The organism is Arthrobacter sp. L77, from assembly GCF_000816565.1.
Lineage (GTDB): Bacteria > Actinomycetota > Actinomycetes > Actinomycetales > Micrococcaceae > Arthrobacter_D > Arthrobacter_D antioxidans.
Window position 1 is genome coordinate 267,287 of the sequence record NZ_JWSU01000006.1, and the last position, 24,906, is coordinate 292,192.

The following is a 24,906-nucleotide window of genomic DNA, read 5'->3' on the forward strand; positions in this document are numbered from 1 at the left end:
CACGCTCCTTCAGCGGGCCGGAGTTCCACCGGCTGCTCCGGTGATTTGTCGACTTCCTCCAGCCGTAACTGCTTCTGTACCGAGACTAGCGCCGGTCATCCGGGGATCCCTTGTGGGATTCCTACAACAACGCCGTCTCCGGCACCATTGAAAGGCCTCACCGTGATTAGCGTTTCCAAGCTGGAGCTGCGGGCGGGTGCCCGCCTGCTCATGGACGATGTCTCCTTCCGCGTGGACAAGGGCGACAAGATCGGCTTCGTCGGGCGCAACGGCGCGGGCAAGACGACCCTCACGAAGGTCCTGGCGGGCGAGGCACTCCCCGCCGGCGGAACGGTGACCCGGTCCGGCGAGATCGGCTACCTGCCCCAGGACCCGAGGACGCCGAACATGGAGCAGCTCGCCCGCGACCGTATCCTCTCGGCCCGCAACCTCGACGAGGTCGTCAGCGAGCTGCGGCAGGCGCAGGAGGACATGGCCAGCGACAAGACCTCGGTGCGCAACAAGGCGATGGCGCGCTACGACCGCATCGAGTCCGCCTTCCTCTCGGGCGGCGGCTACGCAGCGGAGGCCGAGGCGGCGTCGATCTCGTCGAACCTGTCACTGCCCGAGCGGATCCTCAACCAACCCCTCAAGACGCTCTCCGGCGGCCAGCGCCGTCGCGTCGAACTCGCCCGCATCCTCTTCTCCGGTGCCGAGACGATGCTCCTCGACGAGCCCACCAACCACCTCGACGCCGATTCCATCGCCTGGCTCCGGGAGTTCCTGAAGAACCATCAGGGCGGGCTGATCGTGATCAGCCACGACGTCGAACTGCTCGAGGCGACCGTGAACAAGGTGTTCCAGCTGGACGCCAACCGGGCGACCATCGACATCTACAACATGGGCTGGAAGCGCTACCAGCTCCAGCGGGAGACCGACGAGCGCGCCCGGAAGCGCGAGCGCGCCAACGCCGAGAAGAAGGCGCATGTCCTCATGGACCAGGCCAACAAGATGCGGGCGAAGGCCTCGAAGGCCGTCGCCGCCCAGAACATGGCCAAACGCGCCGAACGGCTGCTCGGCAACCTCGACGCGGTCCGCACCTCGGACCGCGTGGCCGCACTGCGCTTCCCCGAACCGTCGCCCTGCGGCAAGACGCCGATGACGGCGGAGGGGCTGAGCAAGTCCTACGGTTCGCTCGAGATCTTCACCGACGTGGACCTCGCGATCGACCGCGGGTCCAAGGTGGTGATCCTCGGCCTCAACGGTGCGGGGAAGACGACCCTCCTGCGGATGCTTGCCGGCGTCGACACCCCGGACACCGGCAAGGTCGTCGCGGGCCACGGACTCAAGGTCGGGTACTACGCGCAGGAGCACGAGACGCTCGACACGCAGCGCACCGTGCTCGAGAACATGAAGTCCTCGGCCCCGGACATGCAGGACGCCGAGGTGCGCGGCATCCTCGGGTCCTTCCTCTTCTCCGGCGACGACGTCGACAAGCCCGCCGGTGTGCTCTCGGGCGGCGAGAAGACCCGTCTGGCCCTGGCGACGATCGTGGCGTCCTCGGCGAACGTGCTCCTCCTGGACGAGCCCACGAACAACCTCGACCCCGCCAGCCGTGCCGAGATCCTCGGCGCCCTCAAGAACTACAGCGGCGCCGTGGTCATGGTCAGCCACGACGAGGGCGCTGTCGACGCACTCGACCCCGAGCGGGTCGTCCTGCTGCCGGACGGCGTCGAGGACCTCTGGAACGACGACTACCTGGAGCTCGTCACCCTCGCCTAGCCGTACCGGGTTGGCAACGATCCAGCCCCGCAGGTCGCGGGCGGGGGTTCCGGTCGTGCGGGGACATCCCGCGCCCGTATGCCGGCGTGGCCTGCGGCGCCCTCCGTCGAGCCCTCCCTGCCCGGGCGACCGCCGTCCGACGTGTCCCGGCGAGCCCGCCGATTCCGTGCCCGGCCCTCGGTCCGGCTTTGTCCCGGACCTCCGCGAGCCACCTCCCGGCCGGGCCGGCCCGTGCCTCCCGCAGCACCATTCCCCGGTGCTGCGGGAGCCGCAGCGGCTCTCCTGCAGGGACGCTCCGGCCTCGTATCGGGCGGCCTCCCGAGTCGCCGCGTCCGCCCTCAGGGAGATCGAAGCTACGGCCCGCGCGCGGCATTTCTCATAGGTACTCTCAGAAACCTTTTCGAGTATCAGCTACTCGTGTTTGGCCTCAAGGGGATACGTAACTTAGTCGTACCAACGGGCTGTGCAACAGCTTTTCGAAGGTCAAACGCTGAGGAGACTCTTCATGATCCCCCTCGATCCCAACCAGTCCTCCGGGACGCACTCGGCGGTAGGCGGTGGCACCGCCTTCCTGGGCCGTCATCCTGCGGTTCCGGACAACGGAGTGCCGTTCCCGCTCCCCACGCGTCGTCCACCGGGAGCAGTCGTCCCCGAGGTCGGCAGGACCGGCGGGCCGGGTCTGCGCGCAGCAGGGGAGGAAGACCGATGACAGGCATGGCCGGCGTATCCGTGGCCGCACCGGGGACTTTCGGCCGGGACGGTGCAATGTTCGAGGGACTGCTCGACTTCGTCGCACAGCTGAGCCTCGTGTTGTGGACCGTCGTCATCGTGACCGTGATCATCCGATTCATCGGGGTCCGGATCTACCGTCGTCGGTCCCGTCCGGCCGTGCCCGCGACAGTGACGGCGAACTCCGTCGCGACGGAGACCGTCGCATCGCACCCCACGGACGAGGCCGACGCGGTCCGACCGACCGCCGGCCAGCAGGGCCAGAGCGAACCGGTCGCCCGCGGCCCGCTCACCACCGTCACCGCCGCGAAGGACCCGGCGCTCGTGCCTGCGGAGCTCATCGGGAGCGGGCCGGTCGACGTCAGTCCGACCGGGGTGCCCACGGATACGGTCGAGGTGATCCTGTTGCCGGACAAGGTGTCCTCCAGGGTCACCCCGTCCGTCCAGATGCCGCTCCATCCTCCCCAGGGCCGCCACCCGGAAGCGCGCTCTCCTGCGCTCGCGACCCAGTCCGTCGAGGCCTGACAGATGGACATCGCGCTCGTCGTCTTCTGGCTGTTCGCCGGCGTCAGCATCCTCTATGTAGTGCATTTCGGGCTGTACCTGGTAGGCGCCAATTTCTACGATATCTGGCAGCAGCGGCGGAAGGGCCTCAGCGGCGTCCAGCAGCCCGTGGCCTACGAGCCCGAGTGTGCGTCGACCGCCATCTGGCACCGGCGTGCGGCACCCGAGGTGCCGGGGCTGGTCTCCGTCGTCATCGCCGCACACAACGAGGAGGCGGTGATCGTCAGGACGCTCGAGTCCGTCCGACGCAGCACCTATCACTCGCTCGAGGTCATCGTCGCCGATGACGCATCCTCCGACCTCACCGGACGGCTGGTGCGCGACTACCAGGTGCGGCATCCCGAGATGGACCTGCGCCTCATGCGGATGCGCAAGAATGTCGGCAAGGGCGCCGCGCTCAACGCGGCGCTCCGGCGCTACGCTCGCGGCCAGTTCGTCATGACGCTCGACGCCGACTCGATCATCCAGCCCGACGCCATCACGAACGCGCTGTCCTACTTCGACGACCCCTACGTGGCCGGAGTGGCCGCCAACGTCCAGATCCTGGAGGAGACGACCGCCCTCGGCATCCTGCAGCGGTTCGAGCACATGATCGGCTACCGCTCCAAGAAGCTGTATTCACTACTGAACTGCGAGTTCGTGGTGGGTGGGGTCGCCTCGACCTACCGGATGCGTGTCCTGCGCAAGGTCGACTTCTACGACACCGACACATTGACCGAGGACATCGGCCTGAGTACGAAGATCACCAATCTGGGTAATCGGCGGTTCCGCATGATCTTCGGCGCCGACGTGGTTGCGAAGACGGAGGGAGTGCTGACCCTCCGGGCCCTGGCGAAGCAACGGTTCCGCTGGAAGTACGGGAGCCTCCAGAACCTGATCAAGTACCGGGGGATGATGCTCAATCCCCATCGTCGGTACACCCGCACGCTGACCTACTACCGCATGCCGATGGCACTGCTCAGTGAGTTCACGCTGCTCATCTCGCCCCTGGCCTGGACCTATGCGGTCTACTGGTCGCTGGTCACGCAGACGCCCGCCCTGATCATCGGTGCGTACGCGACCATCACCGCCTACACGCTGCTGACGGTCTGGATGGACGAGAACCTGACGGTGCGCGAGCGCGCCCGTCTGTCCATCTACGCGCCCACGGCGTACTTCCTGTTCTACATCATGGATCTCGTGCAGCTGACCGCCGCGGTCCGCTGCATCGCGCGCTCACGCGGCCTCGTCAAGCGTCCGGAGATCAACACCTGGAAGTCCCCGCAGCGGGTCGGGAGCAGTGCGGTGGTCGCCCGTGCCGCATAAGCGCCGGCGGCTCCTCCGCGTGCTGCTCAATCCCCTCGTCGTCGTCTCGTTGATCGTGGCGCTGATGACCGCGGGGTGGCTGGTGTACACGGGCGGGCAGAGCATGACCGCTCAGGCGCGTCCCGGGGCGAACCTGCTCCCGCCCCTGAGCCCGTCCGCCGAGGACACCCCCGAGCCGTCCGCGACACCGACGGTCACTTCCGCACCGTCCCCCGACACGCTGTCGGCCCCCGACACGCCGTCGTCCGTGAGCGCCGTGGCGGGCTGGAGCGTCGCCCACAGCGCGGACGCCGCGGCCACCCTGAACCTCGTCGACGGGCAGATGAGCGACCAGGCACTGGAGCTCGACGTCGGACGGTACGCCTCGGGCGACATCACGCTGACGAGCCCCCGGGTGGAGGTCGACCCCGGTCAGACCTACCTCTTCAAGGCGTTCGCCGCCACCGACACGCATTTCACCCTGCTGGCGCGTCGGCATCACACCGACGGCAGCACGACTCTCGAGCAATTGCCGAGCGCACTCGAGCGGCCCGGCAACGCCCCGTTCTCCGTGAGCGACGCGTTCGACAGCGGGGACACGGTGACGGCGGTGGAGTACGTCTTCCGCCTCGCATCCGAGGGCAGCATCCGGGTCGAGGGCGCCTACCTCGAGGCGGCGGACGACGTCTCGCTGCCTTCCGGCACAGCGGCCGCGCCCAACCTCGTACCCAACCCCGACCTCGTCAGCCCCACGCCGGGGTCACCCACGTCGTGGTCCCCCTACGCATCCGGGCCGTCGACCGTGGAGTCCGGGCGTGGCGACGACGAGAACGGCGCCTTCCTCTGGACCCGCGTCACGAACTACAAGGGCGGCGAGGCCAAGTGGCAGTACCAGCCGGTTCCTGTGGTGCCCGACCAGCGGTTCGAGTTCGGCGCGACCTACCGGTCCGAGCGTGAGGTGGACGTGCTCGCCGAGTTCGAGCTCGAGGACGGCAGCCGCGAGTTCCGCAATCTGGCGACGGTGCAGCCGGCGGGGGAGTGGACGACCATCGGGGAAGCATTCCAGGTGCCCGACAAGGCGAAGACGGTCGTGGTCACCCTGGTGTCGCACGGCAACGGGACCACCGCGGTGCGCGACCACTCGCTCGTCGACATCACCAAACCAGGACCCCTGCGCTGGGACGAGCCGATGGTCTCGATCACCTTCGACGACGGCTGGGAGTCGGTCTACGAGCGCGCCCTCCCGGTGCTGGACAAGCACGGCTTCCGGTCCACCCAGTACGTCAACCCCAGCTCCCTCGAGACCCCGAACTTCATGACAGCTGCCCAGGTGCGTGAACTGGACCAGGCCGGCCATGAGATCGCGGCCCACAGCTACTCGCACGTCGATCTCACCTCGATCAATGCCGAGCGGCTGGCGGAGGAGATGCGACGGAACGAGGAAGCGCTGAACGACGCCGGCCTCGGCACCGACAATCTCGCTCCTCCGTTCGGACGCTCCGACCCCCAGGTCGACTGGTATGCAGGCCAGTACTTCAAGACCGTGCGGGGGACGGACGTGGGTATCAACACCCGGCAGAACATCGATCCCTCCGATCTGAAGGTCTTCTACGTGACCGACGAGACCGCGCCGGAACAGCTGCGCGAAGCGCTCGTGGAGACGGACCGCGTGAACGGCTGGCTCATCCTCGTCTATCACCAGATCGCCACCCCTGAATCGACCGGCACCCAGGACGACGACACCATCGTGGCGGACCAGAGCACCGTCACCAGCGACGTCCTCGCCGCACAACTGCAGCTCGTCGACGACAGCGGCATCGACGTGCAGACGGTCACTCAGGCGTTCGACCAGCTGTACGACCCCTAGTTCCCGCTGGTGGGATCCACCGCCGTCGGCCCGACAGAAGAACGGAGAAGTTCATGACTAGATCCAGATCTGGATCCTGCTTGGCGCGGGGGCGAGCCGGATTACTGACCATCATGGTGGCCCTGGGGGCGATGGCCTCCGCCATGCTGACGCCCGCAGTGGCGAACGCGGTGGTGACCAACGCGGCGCCCTCGGCGTTGGTGTCGTTCACTTTCGACGACGGCTTCCGCAGCTCCATCACGACGGCCGCCCCGACGCTCCAGAAGCACGGTCTCACCGGCACGAACTACGTGGTCACCGACTGCGTGGGCAAGACGACGGTGCCGAACTCCTGCCGCGCGGACGGCAGCGTGCCGTACATGACCTGGGCGCAGATCAGGCAGCTGCAGACGCAGTACGGCTGGGAGATCGGGTCGCACGGCAAGGACCACCAGTGCCTGGCCTCGACGGGCGATGTCTGCCAGGCCAACAAGCTGACCCCGGCCCAGGTCGACGCCCAGATGGCCAGCAGCAGGGCGGCCCTCGCCGCACAGGGCATCACCGCGACCGCCTTCGCCCCGCCGTACGGCGACTACGACCAGACGGTCCTGGCGAAGGTCGCCAAGTACTACTCGTCGATGCGCGGTTTCGCGGACGAGGGTGTGAACCTCTGGCCGCTCAGCGACTACCTCGTCCAGAACGTCGCGGTCGAGGAGGGTCTCGACACCGTGGCATCGCTCAAGGCGAAGGTCGATCAGGCCATCGCGGGCAAGACCTGGGTGGTGTTCACGTTCCACGACATCGTCCCGAACCCCAGCTCCGATCCGGGCGACTACGAGTTCGGTACCGCCGAACTCGACCAGCTCGCCGCCTACGTGAAGACCAAGGTGGCGGCCGGACAGATCAAGAACGTCAACGTGTCCAAGGGCATCGTGACGGGAACCCCCAACAAGATGCCGAACGCCAGCTTCAACGCCGGCATCGGCGAGGGCTGGCGGACCGATGCTCCTACGCGCATCACGCCCGACGCCGGAGGCAACGGCAGCTACCCGGACCCCACCCGGTCGGTCAAACTCGTGTCGGGCACGGCCCCGACGCACCTGTTCTCCCCGCAGGTCGCCGTCACGCCGGGAACGAACTACCTGTACAAGACCTTCCTGAACGTCTCCGCGCTGACGTCCGGTGAAGTGGCGTTCTACGTCGACGAATACAACGCGGCAGGGGCCTGGGTCTCCGGGCAGTACCGTAAACGGGAGAACTCCCGATGGGTGGAGGCGCTCAACTTCACCTATACGCCGAGTTCGACGAACGTGGCGAAGGCCAGCCTCCAGGTCATCGTCGCAGGGACCGGCATCACGGCCTACCTGGACAACGTCGAGTTGCTGGAGCTCAGCGGGGCCACCGCTCCGCCGCCGGCCGCCAACCTCGTGGCCAACGGCACCTTCGACGCCGGCCTCGGGGGCGGCTGGAGGTCCGACTCCGCGACCGGAGTAGTGGCGGACAGCGCCGGGAACGGCGCTCCGGCGAATCCGGTGAACTCCGTGAAGCTGCAGGGTTCCACGACCAACGGGCATCTGTTCTCACCCCAGGTCAACGTGACGCCGGGCAACTACAACATCTCCGCCTACCTCAACATCAGGACCCGCACCGCCGGTGAGGTCGGCTGGTACATCGACGAGTACGACGCCAACGGCAACTGGATCTCCGGGCAGTGGAAGCTCGCCAGCACCACGATCGGCGTCTCCAACGTGGACCTGACCTACTCCCCGAGCACGACGAACGTCGCCCGGGCGAGCGTGCAGGTGTACGTGACCAGCAACTCCGGGGTGCTCGCGTACGTGGACGACGTGCGCTGGTGGCGGCCCTGACAATCGGACGCCTGCCAGCACGGACCGTGCTGGCAGGCTGCCTTCTGCTCGCGCTCGCGGGCTGCACGCCCGACAACCCGGAACCGGAGCCCAACGTGGTCGTGGACCTGATCGACGAGGACTGGCAGCACACACCGGGCGTGGCCCCCGACAACGGGGTGCTGCAGGTCACGGCCACGGCGCGAAGCATCGTCGAACAGGATGGCGGCGGAGGGCAGCCGAACCCGCCGCTCAATCTGGCCGGCACGCATCTGCTGGCGGACGGGGATTTCTCCCTCAGCGCGTCGTTCAGCGACGTGACCGCCGACGCGTCGTGGACCGTCTTCGACAGCCCGCCGGTGATCGCCGACGAATTCCGGCTCGAGCCGTCGGGTCTGCGGCTCACCCTCCTCGGCGACGACCTCGAGATCGCCGTGTTCGACGGGTCCCCCCAGGAGGACGTGACCAGTCCCCGGCCGGTGCATGAGGAGCACGTGACCGTCCGGGACCCGGAAGCCGCGCTCGTGGTGCGCCGGTCCGGCGACACACTCGAGATCGAGAGCGGTGGAGACACCGTCTCGTCCCTGCCCCTCGGAGAGGTGTTCGAATCGGGAAAGCTCTGGCTGGGGCTCTCGAGCGAGGGCGGATCCTTCCGGGTCGGATCCCTCACCGCCACCGCTCTCGACGGCGGCACCCTCACGACCGCGGAGCCGGCCGTGGTCCAGACCGAGCAGGCCGCGGACGGGCTGCAGGCCCTGGCCTCGCGGAGCAGGCCGGATTTCAGGATCGGCGCCGCGGTGGCGCTCGGGCCTCTTGCCTCGGACCCGGACTACGCCCGGGAGTTCGTCGGCAACTTCGGCGCGCTCACGCCGGAGAATGCCATGAAGCCGCAGTCACTCTCGCCGCAGCAGGCCGTGTACACGTTCGAGGAGGCCGACGCCATCCTCGCGATCGCCGAGAGCAAGGGCATGACGGTGCACGGCCACACCATCGCCTTCACCGAGGCGATGCCCCGCTGGATGCAGGAGCTTCCCACGGGCACGGAGGTGGAGCGCCGGGCCAGCGCAGAGGCCCTGCTCGACTACGTCACCACCGTCGTGACCCACTTCAAGGGGCGGCTCGACTCGCTCGACGTCGTCAACGAACCGTTCGACGTGGACCAGGGCACCAGCTTCCAGCAGAACATCTGGTACCGGGTCTTCGGGCCCGGCTACCCGGCGGTCGTCTCACAGGCGGTCTACGAGGCCGATCCCGACGTCAAGCAGTTCATCAACGAGAACGGGGCCGACGTTCCGGGGTACCGCCAGGACGCCCTGCTGAAGCTCGCACGCGATACCAACGCACAGGGTGGGCACATCTACGGCGTCGGCCTCCAGGCCCACGTCTACGACCTCGAGACCGACGCCATCTCCGCCGAGGACCTCGCGGAGACCCTCGAGCGCTTCGGGGATGCCGGGCTGCGCGTGCGGATCTCGGAGAACGACGTCACCGACGGTGAGGGGGTGTCCGCCCAGGCGGAGCAGTACGCCTCGGTACTGGAGACCTGCATGCGCTCGCCTGACTGCGTCTCCTACACCACGTGGGGGGTGGACAACCGCTACAACTGGTGGGTCGACGACGACGGTGAGCTGCACCAGGGTCGGGACTTCCTGTTCACGCACGGGGAGCCGATCCCCGCGTACGACGCGATGAGGCGCGTCCTGGGCGGCTGAGCGTGATGGTGGCCGCGCCGGCAGATTCCCCGCGCCGGCGCCTTCCTGCCGACCGGGATTCTCAGCAGTCACCGGCAGGCGCGTCTCAGTGGACGGCCTCGGCCTGGACCCCATGCGAGACCCTCTCGGCGTGGACCCCGTTGGAGGCGCTGGAGAGGATGTCCTTCGCCACCTTGAGGATGATCGTGTCGATGGTCGTGGTCGGCCTGAACCGGATGAGGCGTGACGCGAGGGCGATGTCAGGGGACCGGCGTCGGACGTCCTCGTGGCCGGGGCCGTAGGCCTCGTCGTACGGGATGAAGCTGATCTCGCTGCGGCTGCCCAGCAGCCTGATCGTCCTCTCGGCCAGCTCGATGATCGAGACGTCCTGGGTGCCACCCAGATTGATCGCGAGTCCGCGGGCGGCCGGCTGTTCGGCGACGCGCACGATCGCCGGGACGACGTCCCCAACGTACGAGAAGCAGCGAGTCTGTCGGCCGTCACCGTGGACCGTCAGCGCGTCGCCGCGAAGCGCCTGCTTCACGAGCGTCCGCACCACGCCACCCGAGCGGCTCGTCCGGCGGGGCCCCACCGTATCGAAGAGCCGGACCATGGAGACCTTCAGCCCGTGTTCTCGCCAGTAGGCCTGCGCGAACGCTTCTTCCAGCGCCTCCGCGTCGACACCCGCCCACCGTGGGGTCAGCGGTGAACCGAGGATGCGATCCGCGTCCTCGGACAATCGACCGGAGGCGTTCTTCCCGTAGATGTCACCACTGGACACCACGATCAGTTCCGCGCCCGCATCGAGGCAGGCGTCGAGGACCGTCTCGGTGCCATGAAGGGTGGAGCGCAGGCCCATGAGCGGGCGATCAGGGAACCGACGCGCTCCACCGGCGGTCGCCAGATGGAACACGCGATCCTTCCCGCTGATCACCCTGCCGACCTCGGCCGCGTCGAGGGTGCTGCCCTCGTGGAACGTGAAGGCCCGATGAGCCCGACACGCCGCGAGATTGTCCAGTCTGCCCAGGGAGAGATCGTCGAGCACGGTGACGTCGTCCCCGGCGTCCAGGAGGTATTCGGCGAGGTGGCTGCCGATGAAACCAGCGCCACCGATCACGACGGTCCTCATTGCTCGTGCCCCCTGGGTGATTCGGCGATTCCGGCAACGGAGTGGCGGTCGATGGCGCGGATCCCAGGAATCGGACCCCACGGCGCCGTGCCGCACTGCTTCTCGGCATCATCCTATGGACGCCCGTCCCCCCAGGCACGAGTGCGCTCCACTCGATTCCGGTCCGGGACTCCTGCAGGGACCACCCGCCGTCGTGCACCGACTACGCGGCCGTGCTCCGGGGGTGCTCGACGATCCGTGTCCGCGCAGCGCCGGGGCGAGGGTTCCCACGCCCCGACCGTTGCCTCGAGGTCTTCTCCCGGGGGATCCCTAGCGGATTCCCCGCGCGTCGAGGATGGCGTCCTCCTCCTCCTCCGAGGAGGGACGGCGACGCCGCCGGACGGGGCGGTCGGGAGCGGTGCCGTCCCGTTCGGCGTCGCTCCTGCGCTGCTGCCGCGCCGCGTAACCGAGGCCCACAAAGGCGAGGACTCCGAAGGCGAACCACTGCAGGGAGTAGGACAGATGCGGCCCTTCGTCGATGGAGGGCTTGGGCGCGGCGACCGGCGTCTCGGCTGCGGCCGGGCGCTCCAGCGCCAGCAGACCGTAGGCGGCGTCCTGCACGGGGTAGTCCACCCGCTCCGCGAAGGATGGGAGGTGGATCGACGCGACCTGCCCCTCGGGGGCGCCGCGATTCACCTCCGGTTCGCCCGGCCTGATCCGCGCGGTGACCTCGACCTCCCCCGCGGGCGGGGCCGGGACCACGTCCGGCCGCCCCGCCTCGGCGTTGCCGATGGGCAGCCAGCCGCGGTCGATGATGACGGCGGTTCCGTCCTCCAGCCGCAGGGGAGTGAGCACCTCGTACCCCGGCTGGCCGTTGAGCGGCCGGTTGCGCGCGACCACCTGGTGGTCGACGTCGTACGTCCCGGTGAAGGTGACCGGCGTCCATTCGCGGGAGGGGTCGAAGGTGTCGAAGCCGTTCGTGCCCGGCACGTAGCGCTCCGGCGCCGCATCGTAGTTCGCCTCGATGCGCTGGATGTCCTCCACGACGGCTTCCCGCCGGTCCAGCTGCCATCGTCCGAGCCCCACGCAGCCGGCAGCGATCACCACGACCATGGCGAGCCAGCCGAGCCAGCGGACGGAGAAGAAATAGCGGAACACCTAGCGGGTCTCCATCGGTCGGTCGGCGGTCAGGGGGAGGGTCTCCTTCCAGAGCCCGCGATCCCGGAGGTACTCCTCGAACCACTCCACGTGGTCCGGGCACGATCCCCAGGCCTTCCGGCGCTCAGGGGTGTGGATGCGCGGGTTGTTCCACAGCAGCTGCCACACGGCGTCGTTCCGGCACCCCTTGCGGGAGCAGACGGGGGGCCCTCCCTCGGCCGGCTGCGGCGCCCCGAACAGACCGAGGCCCGCGGCCGGACGTGCGGCCGCGGGCCGGGGGGTGGAGTGCGGGTCAGCCACGGGCATCGGGCCTGCCGTGGCCTGCATCGTGCGAGCCGTGGTGCGCAGGGTCCGCAGGGTCGTCGATGATCTCGCCACTGAGGACGTCCTCGCCGTCGTCGGGGCCGGCGTCGACGACCTTCGCTTCGATCTCACGCACCGGCAACCGGTCGATCAGGGCATCGCTGTGACGGATGTTGCTGGTGTCGCTGCCGCCGTTCGCGACGATCACGGCGAAGTAGGGCAGGAACACCGCTCCGGCGATCATCACCCACTGCAGCCAGACATAGGGGACCACGAAGACCAGGACGAAGCAGACGAGGCGGATGCTCATCGACACCGAGTAGCGGATCATGCGTGTGCGCATCTCGTCGCTGTGTGCAACCTGTGCGTCGGAGATGCTGTGGACGTCTGTGTTGTGCTTCGTTTGCTTACTCATCACACTCCAAAAAGACTCTTCCTATTGTCGCATTCCGGGCCCCGTTCCCGAAGTCGAGGGATGCGCCGCTAGGATCGTCGGGACAGTCTGACCGATGGCCACGGGCGAGGTCCGAGCGGGCTGGAACGCCCGTCCGGAACCACCGTGCGGTTCTCGGCATGAACAACGTGGACCCCTTTCGGCCCGCAGACAGAGGAGTTACCCCCTTGGCACCTGATGCAGACAGCACTACGACGGCGTCCGGCCGCAGCGTCCTCATTACCGGAGGCAACCGCGGGATCGGCCTTGCCATCGCCAAGGTATTCGTAGCCAACGGCGACAAGGTTGCCATCACCTACCGAAGTGGTGAGATTCCCGAGGGGATGCTCGGTGTGCGGGCCGATGTCACCAGCGAGGAGCAGATCGACGCGGCGTTCACGCAGATCGAGGCCGCGCACGGGCCGGTGGAGGTGCTCGTCGCGAACGCCGGCATCACCCGCGACACCCTGCTCATGCGCATGACCGAGAGTGACTTCACGGACGTCATCGACACCAACCTCACCGGTGCGTTCCGGGTGGTCAAGCGGGCGTCGCGCGGCATGATCCGCCTCCGGCGCGGCCGCGTCATCCTGATCTCGAGCGTCACGGGCCTGTACGGGGCGCCGGGCCAGATCAACTACTCCGCCTCGAAGGCCGGACTCATCGGCATCGCCCGCTCCCTGACGCGCGAGCTCGGCTCGCGGGGCATCACGGCCAACGTCGTCGCCCCGGGGTTCATCGACACCGACATGACGGCGGAGCTGCCCGAGGACACCCGCAAGAGCTACCTGGCCACCATCCCCGCCGGCCGTTTCGCCTCGCCCGACGAGGTGGCGGGCGTGGTGTCCTTCCTGGCCGGCGACGCCGCGGGCTACATCTCCGGTGCCGTCATCCCCGTCGACGGCGGACTCGGCATGGGCCACTAGGCCCCACACATCCACCACCCAGCCCACCAGAAGGAGCACCATGGCCACCCTCGAGGGAACCACAGCAATCGTCACCGGATCGTCCCGCGGGATCGGCGCCGACGTCGCGCAGCAGCTCGCGGCCCAGGGCGCCGCCGTCGTCGTGAACTACCGCCAGAAGGCGCCGCGCGCCAACAAGGTGGTCGCCGGGATCGAGGCGGCCGGCGGCAAGGCCGTCGCGGTCGGTGCGGACCTGACGGCGCCCGAGGGTCCTGCGGCGCTGGTCGACGCCGCGGTCTCGACCTTCGGCGGGCTGAACCTGCTGGTCCTCAACGCCTCCGGCGGCATGGAGACGGGCCTGGGCGAGGACTACGCGCTGAAGCTCAATCGGGACGCGCAGGTCGCCATGCTCGAGGCCGCGACGGAGGTCATGCCCGCGGGCTCGCGCGTGGTCTTCATCACGAGCCACCAGGCGCACTTCATCGAGAAGGTCGAGACGATGGACGCCTACGTGCCCGTCGCACGCAGCAAGAGGGCCGGCGAGGACGCCCTGCGCGCCCGCATCCCGCAGCTCGAGGCGAAGGGGATCTCCCTCGTCGTCGTGTCCGGCGACATGATCGAGGGCACGGTCACGGCGACGCTGCTGGACCGCGCGACCCCCGGAGCCATCGAGGCGCGCCGCCAGGAGGCGGGCCGCCTGTACTCCGTCGCCGAGTTCGCGACCGAGATCGTCCGGATGGTCACGGCCGATGTCCCCACGGGCCACACCGAGTACGTGGGCGGCGCCCAGGACTTCCTCGCCAAGAGCTGATCGACGGCCCCGGGACGCGGTGCACGCTGCGGTCCTGGCTACAGCCCCGCGAAGTGGCGGACGACGTCCAGGTCCGGAAGGTCCAGTGCGACGTCCGCCACCGCACGGACGGCGGGCTTCGCGTTGAACGCCACGCCGAGCCCCGCCGCGCCCAGCATGTCGAGGTCGTTCGCCCCGTCGCCGACGGCGATCACCGCCGCGGGCTGGACCCCTGCGCGTTCGGCCTCGGCGCGGAGGGTGCGTTCCTTCTCGCGGCGGTCGACGACGGCGCCCGCCACCCTCCCGGTCAGCGTGCCGTCGAGGATCTCGAGGTCGTTCGCCTTCGCGAAGGACAGGCGGAGGCGCTCGGCGATCGGCGCGAGGACCTGCGAGAAGCCGCCGGAGACGACGCCCACGCGGTGGCCCGCGTCGAGGTACGCGGCGACGAGGTCCTCCGCGCCGTCGCTCAGCTCGATGCGCTCCACGACCTCGTCGATCACCGTGACCGGGAGCCCTTCCAGCGCGCGGACCCGGTGGTGGAGGGACTGGGCGAAGTCGAGCTCGCCCCGCATGGCCGCCTCGGTCACCGCGGCCACCTCCGCCTCGCGGCCCGCATGCGCGGCGAGCAGCTCGATGACCTCCTGCCGGATCAGCGTCGAGTCGACATCCATGATCAGCAGTTTGGGGCCGGGCCCGTAGACGGGCGCCTGCACCAGTGCAGCGCCCACGCCCGAAGCGGCCGTCCACCGGGACAGCCCGGCGCGCACCCGGGACGCCTGAACGGTGAGTTCGACGTCGAGGGTCAGCACCGAGTAGGTCGCGGTCCTGGCGGACGAGGTATCGGTGACGTCGGCGCCGAGCCCGCGCAGGGCTCCGAGAAGGTCCTCCCGGTGTCCGTCGTCGAGCCGTTCCGCGTAGGCGACCACCCGTGCCGTGTCCCGCATGCTCCCGCTCCTGTCCGCGCCGGTGCCGGCGTCCGTCTCTGGTGAGGTCCCGATGGCGGCCTGCCCGTTGCCGGAGTCGGCAGGCGGGCCCGGTCGTCCCGCGCCACGGTCTGCCGACGGAGCACAAGGATCATGGCGCGGCCTGCCGGTTTCGCCACGGGGCCGCTCCTTAGCCTAGTGTCTAGGACCATGAGTGACGTTCTGGAACTGGCGGGAGTAAGCCTCGTCAGGGGTGGCAAGACCCTGCTCGACGAGATCGACTGGCAGGTCAACGAGGGTGAGCGCTGGGTGGTCATGGGCCCCAACGGGGCGGGCAAGACCACCCTGCTGCAGCTTGCCGGGGCGCGGCTCCACCCCACCCGCGGTGTCGTCGGGATTTTGGACGAGGTGATGGGTGCCGTCGACGTCTTCGACCTGCGGCCCCGCATCGGCCTCGCGTCGGCGGCCCTCGCCGCCCAGGTCCCGGATCACGAGACCGTCCTGAACGTCGTGGTGACCGCCTCCTACGGGGTGACGGGCCGGTGGCGTGAGCAGTACGAGCGCCTCGACGAGCGCCGCGCCTTCCGCCTGCTCGATACGTGGGGCATGTCCCGCTTCATGAACCGGCCCTTCGGATCCCTCAGCGAGGGGGAGCGCAAGCGCGTCCAGATCGCCCGGGCGCTCATGGCGGACCCCGAACTCCTGCTCCTCGACGAGCCGGCGGCGGGCCTGGACCTCGCCGGGCGCGAGGACCTCGTGCGGCGGCTGACCGAGTTCGCCCGCGATCCCGAAGCCCCCGCCATGGTGCTGGTGACCCACCACCTCGAGGAGGTCCCGCCGGGCTTCACGCATGCGCTGCTGCTGCGCGACGGCGTCGTGGTGGCGACCGGACCCATCGCGGACGTACTGACCGAGGAGAACCTGAGCGCGGCGTTCGACGTCGCCCTGAAGGTCAGCGAGGAGAACGGCCGCTACAGCGCCGTCGCGCGGGCGTGAGCAGCGCAGGCCCGCGCGCGTCCCGGCACGCGCCCGCTCCCTGATGCCCGTCATCATGCTCGACGCGGCCGACGACCCCCGTCTCTCGGACTACCGCAACCTCACCGACGTGCAGCTGCGCCTCGCCAAGGAGCCTGCGGAGGGGCTCTACATCGCCGAGAGTTCGAAGGTCCTCCGACGCGCCGTCGACGCCGGGCACGTCCCGCGGTCCTTCCTCCTGACGCCGAAATGGCTCCCTGACCTGGCCGACGTCGTCGCCCGCTTCCCGTCCGTGCCCGCGTTCGTGGCCCCCGAGGCGACGCTCGAGGTCCTCACGGGCTTCCACCTCCACCGCGGCGCCCTCGCCGCGATGCACCGCCCGGCACCCGTGCCCCTCGGCGAGCTGCTGGCCTCCGCCCGGCGCGTCGCGATCATCGAGGACATGGTGGACCACACGAACCTCGGGGCCGTGTTCCGCTCCGCGGCCGCGCTCGGAGTCGATGCCGTGCTGCTCAGCCCCCGCAGCGCGGACCCGCTCTACCGCAGGGCCGTACGCGTCAGCATGGGCAGCGTCTTCCAGGTCCCCTGGGCCAGGCTGGGCTCGTGGCCGGGGGACCTCGCCGCCGTGCGCGCCGCCGGCTTCACCCTCGCCGCCCTTGCCCTGGGCTCGGGGTCCGTCCCGATCGGTGCGTTCCCGGCGCGGGACCACGACCGGCTCGCCCTCCTGCTGGGCACCGAGGGGGACGGGCTGAGCGAGGCCGCACTGGCCGAGGCCGACGTCGCGCTGACCATCCCCATGCAGGGCGGCGTGGATTCGCTGAACGTCGCCGCAGCGGCGGCGGTCGCGTTCTGGGAGTGCCGGTCCGACGGCGCGCGCCCCGTGCTTTAGCCCCGCAGGTGCTCCTGCGCTAGTATGAATAGCTGGCGCTGTCGCCATCCTTTCAATTCCCCGTGCCTGGCAAAATCCAGGCAACCAGAGAAGGTAGTCCTGTGAAGTCTGATATCCACCCCAAGTACCAGTCGGTCGTGTTCCGTGACCTGGCCTCCGACAAGGCGTTCCTGACGAAGTCGACGGTCGGCTCGCCCAAGACCATCGAGTGGGAAGACGGCAACACCTACCCCCTCATCGAGGTCGAGATCTCCTCGGAGTCCCACCCGTTCTACACGGGCAAGCAGCGCATCATGGACTCCGCCGGCCGCGTGGAGCGCTTCAATGCCCGCTTCAAGGGCTTCGGCACCAAGAAGTAGTAGCTCCTCCCGAGCACCGGACCCACGGTCCGACGAAGAAGCCACGCCCCGCCGGCGTGGCTTCTTCCGGTTAACGCACCAAGGAAGGCACTGATGGAACAGGCACCGGCACAGGCATCGGACGCAGAGCGACTGCACGGCGAGTTCAAGACCCCGGGCGGCAAGCTCACGGCGGTGGACCTCGGCGTGCAGGCCGGACGACTCGCGGGCGTGTCGGTCAACGGGGACTTCTTCCTCGAACCCGACGAGGCGCTGCTCGACATCAACGCCGCCCTGGAGGGCCTCCCCGCGGACACCGCGCCCGGTGAGCTCGCCGCGGCGATCACCCAGCGCCTCGACCCGTCGGCCGTGCTGTTCGGCTTCTCGCCGGAGGCCATCGCCACCGCGGTCCGCCGCGCCCTGGGGAGGGCCTCGAGCTTCGCGGACCACCAGTGGGAGATCATCCCTCCCACGCCGCTGCCCACGGCCATGCACGTCGCCATGGACGAGGTCCTCACGCGCGACGTCGGGGCGGGCACACGCAACCCCACGCTCCGTTTCTGGGAGTGGCAGGTTCCATCGGTGGTGATCGGCAGCTTCCAGTCCATGCGCAACGAGGTGGACCCCGGGGGTGCCGACCGGCACGGGGTCACCGTGGTGCGCAGGATCAGCGGCGGCGGTGCCATGTTCATGGAGCACGGCAACGCCATCACCTACTCCATCTACGTGCCGCAGTCGCTCGTGGACGGCATGAGCTTCGCCGACTCCTACCCGTTCCTCGACGCCTGGGTCATGGAGGCCCTGCAGAAGCTCGGCATCCAGGCCTGGTACCAGCCCCTGAACGACATCGCCACGGAGGTCGGCAAGATCGGCGGTGCGGCCCAGAAGCGGCTCGCCAACGGCGGGATGCTGCACCATGTGACCATGAGCTACGACATCGACGCCGACAAGATGCTCGAGGTCCTGCGCATCGGCCGGGAGAAGATGTCCGACAAGGGGACGAAGAGCGCCAAGAAGCGCGTGGACCCCCTGCGCCGCCAGACGGGGCTGGCCCGGGAGGAGATCATCGGCGTCATGATGGACACCTTCCGTGAGCGCTACGGCGCAGTGGAGGGCTCACTCTCCGCGGACGATCTCCGCCGCGCCGAGGACCTGGTGGAGCACAAGTTCGGGACCGAGGAGTGGCTCTACCGCGTCCCCTGAGCCTGGGCCCGCAGCGACCGCAGGAGGTGGTCGCGTTCCTCGACCACGATGCGCCGCAGGGCCGCCGGTGCGTCGCGGTTGGCCGCCAGCCAGGCGTCGGTCCGCAGGACCACGGGGTGCCGTTCCGGCTCGCCGTCGAGATCCTGGTGCCCGGGGTACAGGCCCCTGACGATCCTGCTCGCCATCTCGATGCCGCGGGTCGCCCAGACACCGCGGAGCGCCTCGAAGTAGGGCTCCCGGTACGGGTCCAGGAGCTCGTGCGAGCCGAGCATGAAGCCCTCGATCGCCGCGCTGAGCAGCTCGTTGGACAACCGGTCACCGTGCACCGCCTCGTCCCACGTGGCCTTCTTGATGGCCGCGTCGGGGATCGCCGCGGAGGCGAGGGTGAAGCCCACCCGGCCCGACGCCGTCGGATCCGCGGTCCGCGCGGCCTCCAGCTCGCCGGGCAGGACGCGCTGCCGCGCGGCGAGTCCCTGCAGGAGGAACCAGCGGAGTTCGGCGTCGAGGCTCAGACCGTCGATCCGCTCGTGGCCGTCGAGCACGGCGCGCACGACGTCGGCGGCCCGCCCGGCGCTGCNGCCGCGAGCGCCCTCGCCCAGGCGAGCTGGCGGTCGGACCCCGGGTCCGCGGCGCGCAGCCCGTCGACCAGGAAGCCGCTCAGCCGGTCGCGGAGCGCCGGGCGCACCCCGGCCGGGGCGAAGCGCTCGATCGCGGTGCCGGCGTTGGCCAGCAGGACCTGCAGCACGCCCACCCCGCCCTCGACGGGTGCTGCGAGCATCACGGCGGACAGGTAGGAGCCCACCGGCAGGCGCGCGTCCCTCGTGGCGGACCACAGGGCGGTGAGGCACGTGGCCCGGGCCAGGGGGTCCTGCACGCGGTGGATCGAGGTCAGGAGCGTGGCGAGCGACCGCTCGTCGAAGGAGACCAGGGCGTACGTGAGGTCGTCGTCGTTGACCAGCAGGAGGTCCGGCTGCACCACCCCGGCCAGCGCCGGCACGGGGGTCCGCGCGGCGTCGACCGTCACGGCCTCCACCCGGGTCCGCACGAGCCCGCCCTCGGCGTCGAACGAGTACAGGCCCACCCGGATGCGGTGCGGCCGGGGCTCATCCGGGCCCGTCACCGTGTCCACGGCGTCCTGGACGATCGTGACCCCGGTGAGGACGCCGTCGTCGACCGCGACCTCGGCGGCGAGGGCGGGGACGCCGGAGGTCCGGAGCCAGGACCGCGACCACGCGGCGAGGTCCTGGCCCGTCGCGGCGGCCAGCACGTCGAGGAGGTCGGCGAGCGTCGTGTTCCCGTACTCGTGCTTCCGGAAGTACTGCCGGGCGGCGGAGATGAAGTCGTCGCGGCCCACGAAGGCCACGAGCTGCTTCAGCACGGAGGCGCCCTTCGCGTAGGTGATCCCGTCGAAGTTCTGCTTGGCGGCCTCGAGGTCCGGGATGTCAGCGACGATCGGGTGCGTCGTCGGGAGCTGGTCCTGCACATACGCCCACGACTTCCGGCGGTTCGCGAAACTGACCCAGGAGGTGCTCCAGCGCGTCGCCTCCGCCACCGCGAGGGCCCCCATGTAGTCGGCGAAGGACTCCTTGAGCCAGAGGTCGTCCCACCAGGACATCGTCACGAGGTCGCCGAACCACATGTGCGCCATCTCGTGCATGATCGTGGTGGCCCGCGCCTCGTGCTGGGCCTCCGTGGCCGCGGAGCGGAACACGTAGTTCTCGGTGAACGTCACGAGCCCGGGGTTCTCCATGGCCCCGAGGTTGTACTCCGGGACGAACGCCTGGTCGTACTTGCCGAAGGGGTAGGGGTAGTCGAACAGGTCGTGGAAGAAGTCCAGCCCGCGGCGGGTGGTGTCGAAGATCTCGGCGGCGTCGAAGGACGGGGCGAGGGAGCGGCGGCAGTACAGGGCCAGCGGCACCTCGAGGCCCTCGCCGGCCGTGCCCACCGCCCCGGTCCAGGAACCGGTCTCGCGGTGGTAGGGGCCCGCCAGCACGGTGGTGATGTAGGTGGAGATGCGGCGCGTGGGCGCGAAGGTCCACCGGGCCGTCACGGCGTCGGCCCCGTCCTCGAGTGGGTGGACGCCGGTCTCGGCGCCGTTGGAGGCGACCGTCCAGTCTGCGGGTGCGAGGACGCTGACCGTGAAGGTGGCCTTCAGGTCCGGCTGCTCGAAGTTCGCGAAGACCCTGCGGGCGTCGGCGGGCTCGTACTGCGTGTAGAGATAGGTCTCGCCGTCGGCGGGGTCCACGAACCGGTGGAGTCCCTCGCCGCTGGTGCTGTACCGGGCCCGGCCCGTGACCGTCACCGTGTTGTGCTCGGCGAGGTCGTGCAGCAACACGCGGGCGCCGTCGCCGGCCGTGGCGGGATCGAGCACCTGCCCGTTCACCTCGAGCCCGGTGACCTCCCCGATGAAGTCGAGGAACGTGGACGCCCCCGGCTCACGGCAGGAGAACACCACGGTCGTCGTCGTGGGGTAGGTTTCCTGGCCGGCGTCCCTGGCCTGCGAGAGATCCAGGTGGACGGTGTAGCTCTCGGTCGCCAGCAGCGCCGAGCGGGCACCCGCCTCGTCGCGGGTCAGGTTCTCGTTCTCCATCCGGTCATTCAATCACGCGCCTGCCGCGCTCCCGTCCCGGTGAGATGGCGCCACAAGGGCCGGCCAGCGGAGGGGAAGGGGGTTCGCCCAGAACGCGACGAGGCCCCGGCGGGTGCCGGGGCCTCGCCGCGTTCCGGGGACGGTCGGGGAGGTCAGCCCGGCGGGATGACCTGGCCCTTGCTGACGATGGTGAGCCCCGAGTCCGTGACGGCGAAGCCGCGGCGGCGGTCCAGCTCGGCGTCGACGCCGATCGTCACGCCGGCCGGGATACGGACGTTCTTGTCGATGATGGCCCGGCGCACGACGGCTCCGGCCCCGACGTTGACCTTGTCGAGCAGCACGCTGCCCGTCACCTCGGCGGCTTCGTCGATGAACACGTCCGTCGCCAGGATGGAGTTCTGGACGGCTCCGCCGGACACAACGACGCCCGCGGAGACGATCGAATCATGGGCCTCGCCGGATCGTCCCGAGGAACTGCGGACGAACTTGGCCGGCGGGGAGACGCTCTGGCGTGTGTAGATGGGCCACTGCAGGTTGTACAGGTTGAACAGCGGCAGGGGGGAGATGAGGTCCATGTTGGCGTCGTAGTACGAGTCCATGGTGCCGACGTCGCGCCAGTACTGGCGGTCGCGGTCGGTGGAGCCGGGGATCTCGTTGGTCGTGAAGTCGTAGACCGCGGCGTCGTTGCGTTCCACGAAGTAGGGGATGATGTCCCCGCCCATGTCGTGTTTGGTGTCCAGACGGGCGGCGTCGTCCTCGAGCGCTTTCAGGAGGGCGTCGGTGGTGAACACGTAGTTGCCCATGGAGGCGAGGAAGCTGTCCGGATCGTCCGGGAGGCCCGGGGTGCTGGCGGGCTTCTCGACGAACGCCGCGATGCGCCCGGGATCGTCCGGGTCCGTCTCGATGACGCCGAACTGGTCCACGAGGTTCATGGGCTGACGGACAGCCGCGACACTGACGGACGCGCCGCTCTTGATGTGGGCATCGACCATCTGGCTGAAGTCCATGCGGTACACGTGGTCCGCGCCGATCACGACGACGATGTCCGGCTGGGCGTCGTGGATCAGGTTCAGGGACTGGTAGATGGCGTTCGCGCTGCCGAGGAACCAGCTCTTGCCGCGGCGCTGCTGCGCCGGGACGGACGCGATGTAGTTCTGTAGCTGCGTGGACATCCGCCACGTCTCGGAGATGTGCCGGTCCAGGCTGTGGGACTTGTACTGCGTCAGCACCACGATCTGGAGGTAGCCGGAGTTGACGAGATTCGACAGTGCGAAATCGATGAGCCGGTAGCTGCCCGCGAACGGTACGGCCGGCTTGGCCCTGTCCGCCGTGAGCGGCATCAGGCGCTTGCCTTCTCCGCCCGCCAGGACCACGGCCAGTACTTTCTTCGGTGCCACTTCAGACCCCCCGCTCTTCTTTGAGTGTTCTGCCTGCTCGATGGGTGGTCGACCAGTGTTCATACACACAGCCCGGAACCCTTCCGGTCTCTTCACACTAGAGGACACAGGTCACACTGCACTACGTTGGGGGAGTGCGAGTAGACATTGTGACCAAGGAGTTCCCGCCCGAGATCTACGGTGGAGCGGGGGTGCATGTCGCCGAGCTGAGCAGGGTCCTCGCCCCGCAGGTCGATCTCCGGGTCCACGCCTTCGGGGCGCCCCGCCCGGGGGACTACCACGGCGCGTCCGTGCTCTCCTACGGCGTGCCGGAAGGCCTCGCCGGAGCCAATCCTGCCGTCCAGACACTGGGCACGGACCTGCAGATGCTGGACGCGATGGCGGGCGCGGACCTCGTCCACTCCCACACCTGGTACGCGAACATGGCCGGGCACCTGGCCTCCCTCCTGCACGGCATCCCGCACGTCCTCAGCGCGCACAGCCTCGAGCCGTTGCGCCCCTGGAAGGCCGAGCAGCTCGGCGGCGGCTACGCGGTGTCCTCCTGGGTGGAGAAGACGTCCTACGAGGCAGCGGCCGCCGTCATCGCCGTGTCCGCGGGGATGCGGACCGACATCCTGCGCAGCTACCCCGACGTCGACCCCGGCAAGGTCCACGTGGTGCACAACGGGATCGACGTCGCCCAGTGGTCCCGCGACGAGGACGACGACGCCCTGCGTGCCCACGGCATCGACCCCGGCCGCCCGAGCGTGGTGTTCGTGGGCCGCAACACGCGGCAGAAGGGCGTCCCGTACCTGCTGCGCGCGGCGGCGCACCTGCCGACGGACGTCCAGCTCGTCCTCTGCCTCGGCGCGGCGGACACGCCCCAGCTGGCCGCCGAGACCGAGGTGCTCATCTCCGAGCTGCGGCAGAAGCGCGGCTCGGTGGTGCTCATCGAGAAGATGCTGCCGCGTCGCGAGGTCATCCAGATCCTCAGCCACGCCACCGTCTTCGCCTGCCCGTCCATCTACGAACCCCTCGGGATCGTCAACCTCGAGGCCATGGCCTGCGGCGCGGCCGTCGTCGCGTCGGCGACCGGTGGCATCCCCGAGGTGATCGACGACGGCGTGACCGGCACCCTCGTGCCCCTCGAACAGGTTCAGGACGGCACGGGGACGCCTCTCGATCCGGAGCGGTTCGTCCAGGACTTCGCGGCCGCGCTGAACGCCCTCGTGGGCGACCCCGCGCGGGCGTCGGCGATGGGTGCCGCGGGTCGGCAGCGGGCGGAGCGGCACTTCGACTGGGGGTCGATCGCGGAGACGACCCTCGGGGTGTACCGCAGCGTGCTCTGACCGCGCCGGCCGGGGGCAGGGGTGCGCGCCTGCCCGTCACGCCACGGGTCGATAGTGGTCCGCCGTCGGGAGTTCCCGGAGGAGGTCCTTCATCACGACGCGTGAGTACCAGCCGATCTCGACGTCGTCGTCGGCGCCGGGCTCGAAGGACGAAGCAACCTGCTCCCGGTTGTCGAAGGTGACACCCCCCACCACGACCACCGGCCCGCAGTCCGTCTCGACGAGGACCGATGCGGTGGACGCGGATCCCCTCGATCCGCCCGAGCTCGTTCTCGGCTCGGCCGAGCCGACCTCGCATCGGACCGTCTGCACATCCAGTCTGTCCAGCAGCGGGCTGAAGAGGACGGTCAGGACGACGCCGACCATCGCGAGGAGAGTAGCGTAGCGTGCGCCCGTCCGGGCCCTGTGCAGGGCACTCGTCCATCGCGGCTTCGCGCGGTGCCGGGCGGAACCGGCATCGCCGCTCCTGGCCCGTACCGAGGCCGGTCGCGTCTCGCCCACGGGTTTCATGGGCTCGAGGCCGAGTTCGCGCAGTCGTGCCTCCATCCCGAGCGCGCGTGCCTCGCTGTTCCGGCGCCTGGAGGCGTCGGTGCACTGCGCCGTCGTCCACCCGGCGGCCCGGTGCGCGGCCCACAGCCGGCGTCGAGGGGTCGTGATGATGAAGACGGTGAGTGCGGCCCCGACGGCGATGACCAGACCGACCACGACGAATTCTGCGCCGGACGCCGCGCTGTGGGCGATCATCTCCACGCCCGCGAGATCGAGGTAGCCGGTGCTCTCCAGCATCCCGGTGTACATACCCACGACACCGAACGGGAGAGCGAACAGGGCGTACCGCCACAGG

General features: G+C 69.4%; 20 protein-coding genes and 1 pseudogene. 13 read left to right on the top strand and 8 right to left on the bottom strand.

What is annotated here, in order from left to right; genetic code table 11:
* Positions 1-162: 162 nt before the first annotated feature.
* From RY94_RS11410 to RY94_RS11435, 6 genes are all read left to right on the top strand, one after another.
* Positions 163-1,761 carry an ABC-F family ATP-binding cassette domain-containing protein gene (locus RY94_RS11410; RefSeq protein ID WP_043445210.1) on the top strand — a complete coding sequence of 533 codons (1,599 nt, stop codon included), beginning with the start codon at positions 163-165 and terminating at the stop codon, positions 1,759-1,761.
* Positions 1,762-2,466: 705 nt separating this feature from the next.
* Complete coding sequence (locus RY94_RS11415) at positions 2,467-3,015, top strand: hypothetical protein (RefSeq protein ID WP_043445211.1); 549 nt, start codon at positions 2,467-2,469, stop codon at positions 3,013-3,015.
* 3 nt (positions 3,016-3,018) lie between these two features.
* Positions 3,019-4,359 carry a glycosyltransferase family 2 protein gene (locus RY94_RS11420; protein ID WP_043445214.1) on the top strand — a complete coding sequence of 447 codons (1,341 nt, stop codon included), beginning with the start codon at positions 3,019-3,021 and terminating at the stop codon, positions 4,357-4,359.
* Positions 4,349-6,205, top strand: coding sequence for a polysaccharide deacetylase family protein (locus tag RY94_RS16910; RefSeq protein WP_156135148.1), 1,857 nt, complete (start codon positions 4,349-4,351; stop codon positions 6,203-6,205). Before RY94_RS11420 ends, RY94_RS16910 begins: the two co-directional genes overlap by 11 nt.
* Before the next feature lie 113 nt (positions 6,206-6,318).
* Positions 6,319-8,052 (top strand): polysaccharide deacetylase family protein, encoded by a 1,734-nt coding sequence (locus RY94_RS11430; RefSeq protein ID WP_043445216.1) that lies wholly within the window; start codon positions 6,319-6,321, stop codon positions 8,050-8,052.
* The gene (locus RY94_RS11435; protein ID WP_043445218.1) at positions 8,040-9,743 is read left to right on the top strand and encodes an endo-1,4-beta-xylanase; all 1,704 of its coding nucleotides are present in this window, start codon (positions 8,040-8,042) and stop codon (positions 9,741-9,743) included. Before RY94_RS11430 ends, RY94_RS11435 begins: the two co-directional genes overlap by 13 nt.
* 85 nt (positions 9,744-9,828) lie before the next feature.
* Here RY94_RS11435 and RY94_RS11440 read toward each other — a convergent pair whose 3' ends face one another.
* The 4 genes from RY94_RS11440 to RY94_RS11455 form a co-directional block, all read right to left on the bottom strand.
* Positions 9,829-10,851: an NAD-dependent epimerase/dehydratase family protein gene (locus RY94_RS11440; protein ID WP_052274277.1), complete on the bottom strand. Its 1,023-nt coding sequence runs from the start codon at positions 10,849-10,851 to the stop codon at positions 9,829-9,831.
* Positions 10,852-11,160: 309 nt separating this feature from the next.
* Entirely contained in the window at positions 11,161-11,988 is an 828-nt protein-coding gene (locus RY94_RS11445) for an SURF1 family cytochrome oxidase biogenesis protein (RefSeq protein WP_043445220.1), read from the bottom strand.
* Positions 11,989-12,228 (bottom strand): hypothetical protein, encoded by a 240-nt coding sequence (locus RY94_RS11450; protein WP_043446402.1) that lies wholly within the window; start codon positions 12,226-12,228, stop codon positions 11,989-11,991.
* Between the two features lie 52 nt (positions 12,229-12,280).
* Positions 12,281-12,706 carry a DUF3099 domain-containing protein gene (locus RY94_RS11455; RefSeq protein ID WP_052274278.1) on the bottom strand — a complete coding sequence of 142 codons (426 nt, stop codon included), beginning with the start codon at positions 12,704-12,706 and terminating at the stop codon, positions 12,281-12,283.
* Positions 12,707-12,912: 206 nt separating this feature from the next.
* On the opposite strand from RY94_RS11455, the gene RY94_RS11460 reads away from it, so the two are divergent.
* Together RY94_RS11460 and RY94_RS11465 are read left to right on the top strand one after the other, a co-directional pair.
* The gene (locus tag RY94_RS11460; RefSeq protein WP_043445222.1) at positions 12,913-13,650 is read left to right on the top strand and encodes a beta-ketoacyl-ACP reductase; all 738 of its coding nucleotides are present in this window, start codon (positions 12,913-12,915) and stop codon (positions 13,648-13,650) included.
* A 40-nt stretch (positions 13,651-13,690) separates the two neighbouring features.
* Positions 13,691-14,440, top strand: a complete 750-nt coding sequence (locus RY94_RS11465) for an SDR family oxidoreductase (protein WP_043445224.1) — start codon at positions 13,691-13,693, stop codon at positions 14,438-14,440.
* 38 nt (positions 14,441-14,478) lie between these two features.
* On the opposite strand, the gene serB is transcribed toward RY94_RS11465, so the two are convergent.
* The gene (serB, locus tag RY94_RS11470) at positions 14,479-15,363 is read right to left on the bottom strand and encodes a phosphoserine phosphatase SerB (protein ID WP_043445226.1); all 885 of its coding nucleotides are present in this window, start codon (positions 15,361-15,363) and stop codon (positions 14,479-14,481) included.
* Between the two features lie 189 nt (positions 15,364-15,552).
* Here serB and RY94_RS11475 point away from each other — a divergent pair, with 189 nt between their 5' ends.
* The 4 genes from RY94_RS11475 (at position 15,553) to RY94_RS11490 (ending at position 18,747) form a co-directional block, all read left to right on the top strand.
* On the top strand, positions 15,553-16,338 hold the full coding sequence (locus RY94_RS11475) for an ABC transporter ATP-binding protein (protein WP_043445228.1): 786 nt from the start codon (positions 15,553-15,555) through the stop codon (positions 16,336-16,338).
* A gap of 43 nt (positions 16,339-16,381) precedes the next feature.
* Complete coding sequence (locus RY94_RS11480) at positions 16,382-17,206, top strand: TrmH family RNA methyltransferase (RefSeq protein ID WP_043445235.1); 825 nt, start codon at positions 16,382-16,384, stop codon at positions 17,204-17,206.
* A gap of 101 nt (positions 17,207-17,307) precedes the next feature.
* Positions 17,308-17,565, top strand: coding sequence for a type B 50S ribosomal protein L31 (locus tag RY94_RS11485; protein WP_043445237.1), 258 nt, complete (start codon positions 17,308-17,310; stop codon positions 17,563-17,565).
* Between the two features lie 93 nt (positions 17,566-17,658).
* Positions 17,659-18,747 carry a lipoate--protein ligase family protein gene (locus RY94_RS11490; RefSeq protein ID WP_043445239.1) on the top strand — a complete coding sequence of 363 codons (1,089 nt, stop codon included), beginning with the start codon at positions 17,659-17,661 and terminating at the stop codon, positions 18,745-18,747.
* Here the strand turns inward: RY94_RS11490 and pepN are convergent.
* Positions 18,732-21,337 (bottom strand): annotated as a pseudogene (gene pepN / locus RY94_RS11495) (aminopeptidase N). The gene RY94_RS11490 and the pseudogene pepN overlap by 16 nt on opposite strands.
* 152 nt (positions 21,338-21,489) lie before the next feature.
* Complete coding sequence (gene glgC, locus RY94_RS11500) at positions 21,490-22,734, bottom strand: glucose-1-phosphate adenylyltransferase (RefSeq protein WP_043445241.1); 1,245 nt, start codon at positions 22,732-22,734, stop codon at positions 21,490-21,492.
* 134 nt (positions 22,735-22,868) lie between these two features.
* On the opposite strand from glgC, the gene glgA reads away from it, so the two are divergent.
* A complete protein-coding gene (gene glgA, locus RY94_RS11505; RefSeq protein ID WP_043445243.1) occupies positions 22,869-24,062 on the top strand; it encodes a glycogen synthase in 1,194 nt (397 codons plus the stop codon).
* Between the two features lie 36 nt (positions 24,063-24,098).
* On the opposite strand, the gene RY94_RS11510 is transcribed toward glgA, so the two are convergent.
* Positions 24,099-24,848 carry a hypothetical protein gene (locus RY94_RS11510; RefSeq protein ID WP_156135149.1) on the bottom strand — a complete coding sequence of 250 codons (750 nt, stop codon included), beginning with the start codon at positions 24,846-24,848 and terminating at the stop codon, positions 24,099-24,101.
* Between the last annotated feature and the right edge of the window lie 58 nt (positions 24,849-24,906).